This window comes from Streptomyces laurentii, assembly GCF_040635425.1.
GTDB classification, from domain to species: Bacteria; Actinomycetota; Actinomycetes; order Streptomycetales; family Streptomycetaceae; genus Streptomyces; species Streptomyces laurentii.
The window spans coordinates 47,914-54,357 of record NZ_JBEYHT010000054.1; the positions used below are offsets into that span (position 1 = coordinate 47,914).

At 74.8% G+C, this 6,444-nt stretch carries 5 protein-coding genes; 2 read left to right on the forward strand and 3 right to left on the reverse strand.

Going from position 1 to position 6,444, the window contains the following annotated elements; genetic code table 11:
* Positions 1 to 30 precede the first annotated feature (30 nt).
* Positions 31 to 1,200, forward strand: coding sequence for a xylose isomerase (xylA, locus tag ABZ693_RS27765; RefSeq protein ID WP_359882589.1), 1,170 nt, complete (start codon positions 31 to 33; stop codon positions 1,198 to 1,200).
* Between the two features lie 64 nt (positions 1,201 to 1,264).
* Here the strand turns inward: xylA and ABZ693_RS27770 are convergent, their stop codons facing one another.
* Genes ABZ693_RS27770 through ABZ693_RS27780 form a run of 3 tightly spaced genes read right to left on the reverse strand, consistent with a single transcriptional unit; the run spans position 1,265 to position 5,044 of the window.
* Positions 1,265 to 2,641, reverse strand: coding sequence for a cryptochrome/photolyase family protein (locus ABZ693_RS27770; RefSeq protein WP_359882592.1), 1,377 nt, complete (start codon positions 2,639 to 2,641; stop codon positions 1,265 to 1,267).
* A 5-nt stretch (positions 2,642 to 2,646) separates the two neighbouring features.
* Positions 2,647 to 4,320, reverse strand: a complete 1,674-nt coding sequence (locus ABZ693_RS27775) for an SDR family oxidoreductase (protein WP_359882595.1) — start codon at positions 4,318 to 4,320, stop codon at positions 2,647 to 2,649.
* A 25-nt stretch (positions 4,321 to 4,345) separates the two neighbouring features.
* Positions 4,346 to 5,044 (reverse strand): RNA polymerase sigma factor, encoded by a 699-nt coding sequence (locus tag ABZ693_RS27780; protein ID WP_359882598.1) that lies wholly within the window; start codon positions 5,042 to 5,044, stop codon positions 4,346 to 4,348.
* 202 nt (positions 5,045 to 5,246) lie between these two features.
* Between ABZ693_RS27780 and ABZ693_RS27785 the strand changes: the two genes are divergently transcribed.
* Entirely contained in the window at positions 5,247 to 6,299 is a 1,053-nt protein-coding gene (locus ABZ693_RS27785) for a MerR family transcriptional regulator (RefSeq protein ID WP_359882601.1), read from the forward strand.
* Positions 6,300 to 6,444 lie beyond the last annotated feature (145 nt).

The following is a 6,444-nucleotide window of genomic DNA, read 5'->3' on the forward strand; positions in this document are numbered from 1 at the left end:
ATCTGGCACCCCCGTGCGAAGGAGCCGGACATGCCCCAGCATCTCCTCCCCACCCCCGACGACCGTTTCACCTTCGGTCTGTGGACGGTCGGCTGGCAGGGCCGCGACCCGTTCGGCGACGCCACCCGGCCGGCGCTCGACCCGGTCGAGTCGGTCGAGCGGCTGGCCGCCCTCGGCGCGTACGGCGTCACCTTCCACGACGACGACCTCATCCCGTTCGGGGCGTCGGAGGCCGAGCGGGAGACGGCCGTCAAGCGGTTCCGGGCCGCGCTCGACCGCACGGGCCTGAAGGTGCCGATGGCCACCACCAACCTCTTCACCCACCCGGTGTTCAAGGACGGCGCGTTCACCGCCAACGACCGGGACGTGCGCCGGTTCGCGCTGCGCAAGGCGATCCGCAACATCGACCTGGCGGTGGAGCTGGGCGCCTCGGTGTACGTGGCCTGGGGCGGGCGCGAGGGCGCCGAGTCGGGTGCGGCGAAGGACGTACGGCTGGCGCTCGACCGGATGAAGGAGGCGTTCGATCTGCTCGGCCAGTACGTGACCGAGCAGGGGTACGAGCTCCGCTTCGCCATCGAGCCGAAGCCGAACGAGCCGCGCGGCGACATCCTGCTGCCGACGATCGGGCACGCACTGGCTTTCATCGAGCGCCTGGAGCGGCCGGAACTGGTCGGCGTGAACCCGGAGACGGGGCACGAGCAGATGGCCGGGCTCAACTTCCCGCACGGCATCGCGCAGGCGCTGTGGGCGGGCAAGCTGTTCCACATCGACCTCAACGGCCAGTCGGGCATCAAGTACGACCAGGACTTCCGCTTCGGCGCGGGCGATCTGCGCCAGGCGTTCTGGCTGGTCGACCTGCTGGAGTCGGCCGGGTACACGGGCCCGCGCCACTTCGACTTCAAGCCGGTGCGCACCGACGGCTTCGACGGGGTGTGGGAGTCGGCCAAGAACTGCATGCGCAACTACCTGATCCTCAAGGAGCGGGCGGCCGCCTTCCGGGCCGACCCCGAGGTCGCCGCCGCGCTCGCCGTGTCCCGGCTGGACGAGCTGGCACTGCCGACGGCCCCGCACGGTCTCGCGGAACTGCTCGCCGACCCGACGGCGTACGAGAGCTTCGACGCGGACGCGGCGGCGGAGCGTTCGATGGCCTTCGAGCGACTGGACCAGCTCGCGCTCGAACATCTGCTCGCGGTGCGCTGAGCCGGCCGGCGGACAGGGTTCCGCCCGGCCACTGCCCCCGGCCGGCGGCCGTGACCGGCGTCGGTCACGGCCGGGTGCCGCGGGCGCGGCGGAAGCGTCCCAGTCCGTCGGCGAGGTCGACGACCGGGGCCGGGTAGCCGAGTCCGGCGCGGTCGGCTTCGGGAAGCCGCCAGGGCACGTGCACCAACGGGGCCTCAAGCTCGGCGAGTTCGGGAACCCACCGGCGTACGTAGGCGCCCCGCGGGTCGTACTTCCGGGCCTGCGTCACCGGGTTGAGGACCCGATTGGGCCGAGTGTCGTTGCCGGTGCCGGCCATCCACTGCCAGTTGAGCTGGTTGTTGGCGAGGTCGCCGTCGACCAGCCAGTGCAGGAAGTGGGCCGCGCCGATCCGCCAGTCGACGTAGAGGGACTTGGTCAGGAAACTGGCGGTGAGGAGCCGGGCGCGGTTGTGCATCCAGCCCTCGTGCCGCAGTTGCCGCATGGCGGCGTCGACGACCGGATAGCCGGTGCGGCCCTCGCGCCAGGCGTCGATGTCGCCGCTCGCGGTGTCCTCGGTACGCCACCGGTCGTGCCGGGTGCGGTAGTCGGCGTGCGCGGCGGCCGGGCGCGCGGCGAGCACCTGGCGGTGGAAGTCGCGCCAGGCGAGCTGCCGTACGAACGCCTCGGCGCCCGGACCGCCGTGCCGGCGGGCCCGGTGCACCACCTCCACCGGTGACAGGGTGCCGAAGTGGAGGTGGGCGGAGAGGCGCGAGGTGGCGTCGGCGGACAGGTCGTCGTGCGTCGTGTCGTAGGAATCCAGTCCATGGCGCCCGTACGCGGTCAGGGCCGCGCGGGCCCGGGTCTCGCCGCCGGGCGGGAGGCCGGGCGACGTCCCGTCGGTCCCCCGGTGCGCGGGGAGCGGTTCGCCGCGCGCCTCTTCCGGCACGGGTACGGTGCGCGGCGCGCCGTACACCTGCCGCAGCGGCACGCGCGCCCACTGCCGGTGATACGGGGTGAAGACGGCGTAGTGGTCGGAGGCGGCGGGGGTCACCAGACCAGGCGGGACGACGACGGTGACCGCGTCGTGCACGACCAGCCAGCGACCGGACCGTTCCAGGGCGGTGCGCAGCCGCCGTTCCCTGCGGGTGGCGAACGCGCTGCCGTCGGCCGCCATGTGCACGCTGTCGGCGCCCGTCTCGGTCGCCACCCGGCACACCTCCTCGACCAGGTCGCCGGAGCGGACCACGAGCCGGCCGCCCCGCTTCCGCAGCCCGGCGTCGAGGTCGGCCAGGCAGTCGTCGAGGAAGGCGCGGCGGTTGGGCGCGGCAAAACCGGCCGCCTCGACGCCCCGGTCCCGTACGAACAGCGGCACCACCGCGTCGGCCGACGCCAGGGCGGCCCGCAGCGGCGGATGGTCGTGCAGGCGCAGGTCGGCGGTGAACAGAACGACGGACACGTGCATGCGGGTCAGCTTCCTCCGGGTGCGCGGCGCGGGCCGGTGCCGGCGTCGCCGTCCGCGGCAGGGGTCCGGGCGTCGGGCGCGCCCGCGCCCCGCCGGTCCCGCTGCTCGGCGGCACGCACGATGTTGCGGGCCATGCCGCCGAAGACGACGGCGTGGAACGGGGAGACGCTCCACCAGTACAGGTGGCCGAGCAGCCCGTGCGGATGGAACAGGGCGCGCTGCCGGTAGCGAACGGGCCCGTGCGCGCCCAGGGCGCGGTCGCGAGCGCCGGCGTCGTCCTCGGCGGCGTCGTCCTCGGCGGCGTCGTCACCCTCCTCGTCGCAGACGCGCAGCTCCAGCCAGGCGAGGCCGGGCAGGCGCATCTCGGCCCGTAGCCGGAGCAGACGGCCGCGTTCGATCTCCTCCACCCGCCAGAAGTCGAGCGAGTCGCCCACTCTCAGCCGCCGGGCGTCCCGGCGTCCCCGGCGCAGGCCGACGCCGCCGGCGAAACGGTCGAGCAGCCCGCGGACCACCCAGGCGGACGGGAAGGAGTACCAGCCGTTCTCCCCGCCGACCCCTTCGATGACCTCCCACAAAGCCTCGGGCGCGGCGTGGGCCTCGCGTTCGCGCACATCGGTGTAGAGGCTGCCGCCCGCCCAGTCGGGGTCGGTGGGGAGCGGGTCGCTCGGTGCGCCGGGGACGGCGGCCGACGACCAGCGGGTGGCGACCTGGGCGTCGCGGACGCGGCGCAGGGCGAGGGCGACGGCCCGGTCGAAGCGGATGGGGTGGCCGGGCGGGCTCGACACGTACCGCTCGATGTCGTTCTCGCGGCACACCACCTCGTAGCGCAGGGACTCGGTGAGGGGACGCGCGAGGGAGGCCGGCACCGGGGTCACCAGACCGACCCAGTGGCTGGACAGACCAGGGGTCAGGACGGGCACGGGCAGGATCATCCGGCGGGGCAGGCCGGCCACCGCGGCGTAACGGAGCATCATGTCCCGGTAGGTCAGCACCTCCGGTCCGCCGATGTCGAAGGCGCGGTTCACCTCGGGGGGCAGGTGCGCGCAGCCGACGAGCAGCCGCAGGACGTCCCGTACGGCGATCGGCTGGATCCGGGTGTGCACCCAGCGGGGAGTGACCATCACCGGAAGCCGCTCGGTGAGGTAGCGCAGCATCTCGAAACTCGCGGAGCCGGAGCCGATGATCACCGCGGCGCGCAGGACCGCCGTCGGTACCCCCGAGGCGAGGAGGATCCGGCCGACCTCGGCACGGGAACGCAGGTGGGGCGACAGATCCCGCTCAGGCACGGATCCGGGGGTGAGTCCGCCCAGGTAGACGATGCGGCCGACGCCGGCCCGGCGGGCCTCCTCGCCGAAGACGCGGGCGGCCATGCGGTCGGTGCGCTCGAAGTCGCGCCCGCTGCCGAGCGCGTGGACAAGGTAGTAGGCCACGTCCACGCCGTCCATCGCCCGGGCGACGGACGCGGCGTCGGTCACGTCGCCTCGGACCGTCTCCACCCGGTCGGCCCACGGCTGGTCGCGCAGCTTTTCCGGGCTGCGGACGAGGCAGCGCACCCGGTGTCCCCGGTCGAGCAGCTCCGGCACCAGACGGCCGCCGATGTATCCGGTCGCGCCGGTGACCAGGCAGGCCGGCGGGGTGTCCGCGGGCCGTGAGGCCCTCGTGGTGCCGTCCGTGTCCATGCTCGTCTCCGTCCTCCACCGCTCGTCACCGGACGTCTTCGTCCGGCCGTGCCGCGGCCGCGCGTCCCCCCGCGGCCGTCCCCGGGTCGAGGCTGTCCCGCAGGCGGTCCAGACCCCGTCGGGTGTGACTCTTCACCGTACCCAGGGGCCAGCCGGTGACCTGGGAGATCTGGGTCTGTGTCAGGTCCTGGTAGAAGGCCAGTGTCAGCACCCGGCGCTGAGGTGCGCTGAGGAGGTCCAGGGCGCGGCCGACGTCGAGCCGGTCGAGCACCGTCCCTTCCTGGTCCTCGTCCGGGCAGGGCTCCAGCAGGGTGGGCAACCCCGCGGCGGCCGCGGCCAGTTCGGCCCGCAGCGCGTGTGCGGCCAGCGCGTCGGCGATCTTCCGGCGGGTGATGCCGGCCAGCCACGCGGGGAGGGTCACCCGTTCGGGGGAGAATCCGCTCCACTCCCGCCACGCTTCGGCGAACACCTGTTGGACGACGTCCTCGGCGTCTCCCGGATCCCCGAGCGCCTGCCGGGCCAGTGCGTGCACGAGCCCGCTCCACCGGGTGTGCAGGTCCGTCCAGTCGGCGGGGGACGTGAGAGGCGCGGGGGCGGCGGTGTCCCCGGCGGCGGGCATCCGCCGCGGTGCGGTGCCGGGTCGCACGCTCCCGGTGACGGGCTCGTCACCGGCAACGGAGCCCGGAGAGGCCGGCCCGTCCGGCACCGCCGTGAAGGGGTTCACCGTCTCGCCTCCTCGCTCGGCACGGGTGGGGGCGAGCGCCGCCGGGCCGTCACGCCGGGCGGCTCGCCCCGCGTGATCCAGCCTCGGGTCCGCTGGACTCGGCGACAACTCGCATCGGTTGCGCATCGAGTAGCCTCCGGACGAGGGCCGCGGAACCGGCCTCCGCACACACGTGCCGTGTCCCGCCGGAGGGTTGGCAGCCATGACCGAACCGACCCCGGGGGCGACGGCTCCGGGACTCACCACGGGTGCCGTCGCCCGTCGTCTGGGGGTCTCGCCCACGACCCTGCGTTCCTGGGACCGGCGCTACGGCCTTGGGCCCACGGCGCGCTCCCCCGGCCGGCACCGGCGCTGGAGTCCGGCGGACATCGCGCGGGTGGAGCGGATGTGCCGCCTGACGGCCGGGGGCGTGCCGCCGGCCGAGGCGGCCCGGGTGGCCCTCACGACGCGCGGGGAGGACACCGGCCTCACCACGGCGGACCGGCCGGCCCCGGCGGCGACGCGCCGTGGCGGAGCCGGCGGCGGCCTCCCTCTGGGTGACGTACGGCGGGAATGCCGGGGTCTGGCCCGGGCCGCGGTGCGGCTGGACTCCGCCGAACTGGAGTCCAGGCTGTCGGCGGCGATCCGGGACCACGGACTGGTCGTGGCCTGGGAGGAGGTCGTGGTGCCGACCCTGCGCGCGGTGGGCCGCAAGTGGGCGTCCTCCGCCGACCGTTACGTGGAGGTGGAGCATCTGCTGTCCTGGCACGTCTCCACGGCGCTGCGCCGCGCGCCTCTGCTCCTGCCCCGCGCGGCGTCGCCGGCCGGGGCGCCGCCGGTCGTCCTGGCCTGTGCGCCCGGTGAGCAGCACGCGCTCCCCCTCGAGGCCCTGCACGCCGCGCTGGACGAGCGGGGTGTGCCGTGTCTGATGCTCGGGGCGGCGGTTCCCCCGGAGGCACTCCTGGCCGCTGTGCGGCGGACCGGTCCGGCGGCCGTGGTGGTCTGGTCGCAGGCCCGCACCACGGCGGCGTCCGCCCTGGCGCGGCGGATCGACGGCCTGCGGTGGGGCGCGGCGGGCGCGCGGGGACGTCCCTTCGTCCTGCCCGCGGGGCCGGGCTGGGACCGGCGGGCGCTCCGCGGTTTCCCCCGCTGCTCAGGGCTCGGCGACGCCGTCGGGCTGCTCCGGGCGCTGTACGCGCCGGACGGCACGGTCCGCCGTATGCCCCACGTACAGGAGGCCGGGGGCGGCCCGTCGGCGCCCCGTACCCGTTCCTGACACACGGCCGGGAACCACCTCCGGGCAGCGTGCGGCCGGGCGGCCCCCGTCGCGGGGCCAATCGGAAGAGCACAACACTCAACTCCAGTCACAGGTATTACTATCTCGGATGCAGACTACAGCCAGTAAACACGCAGTGGCGGGC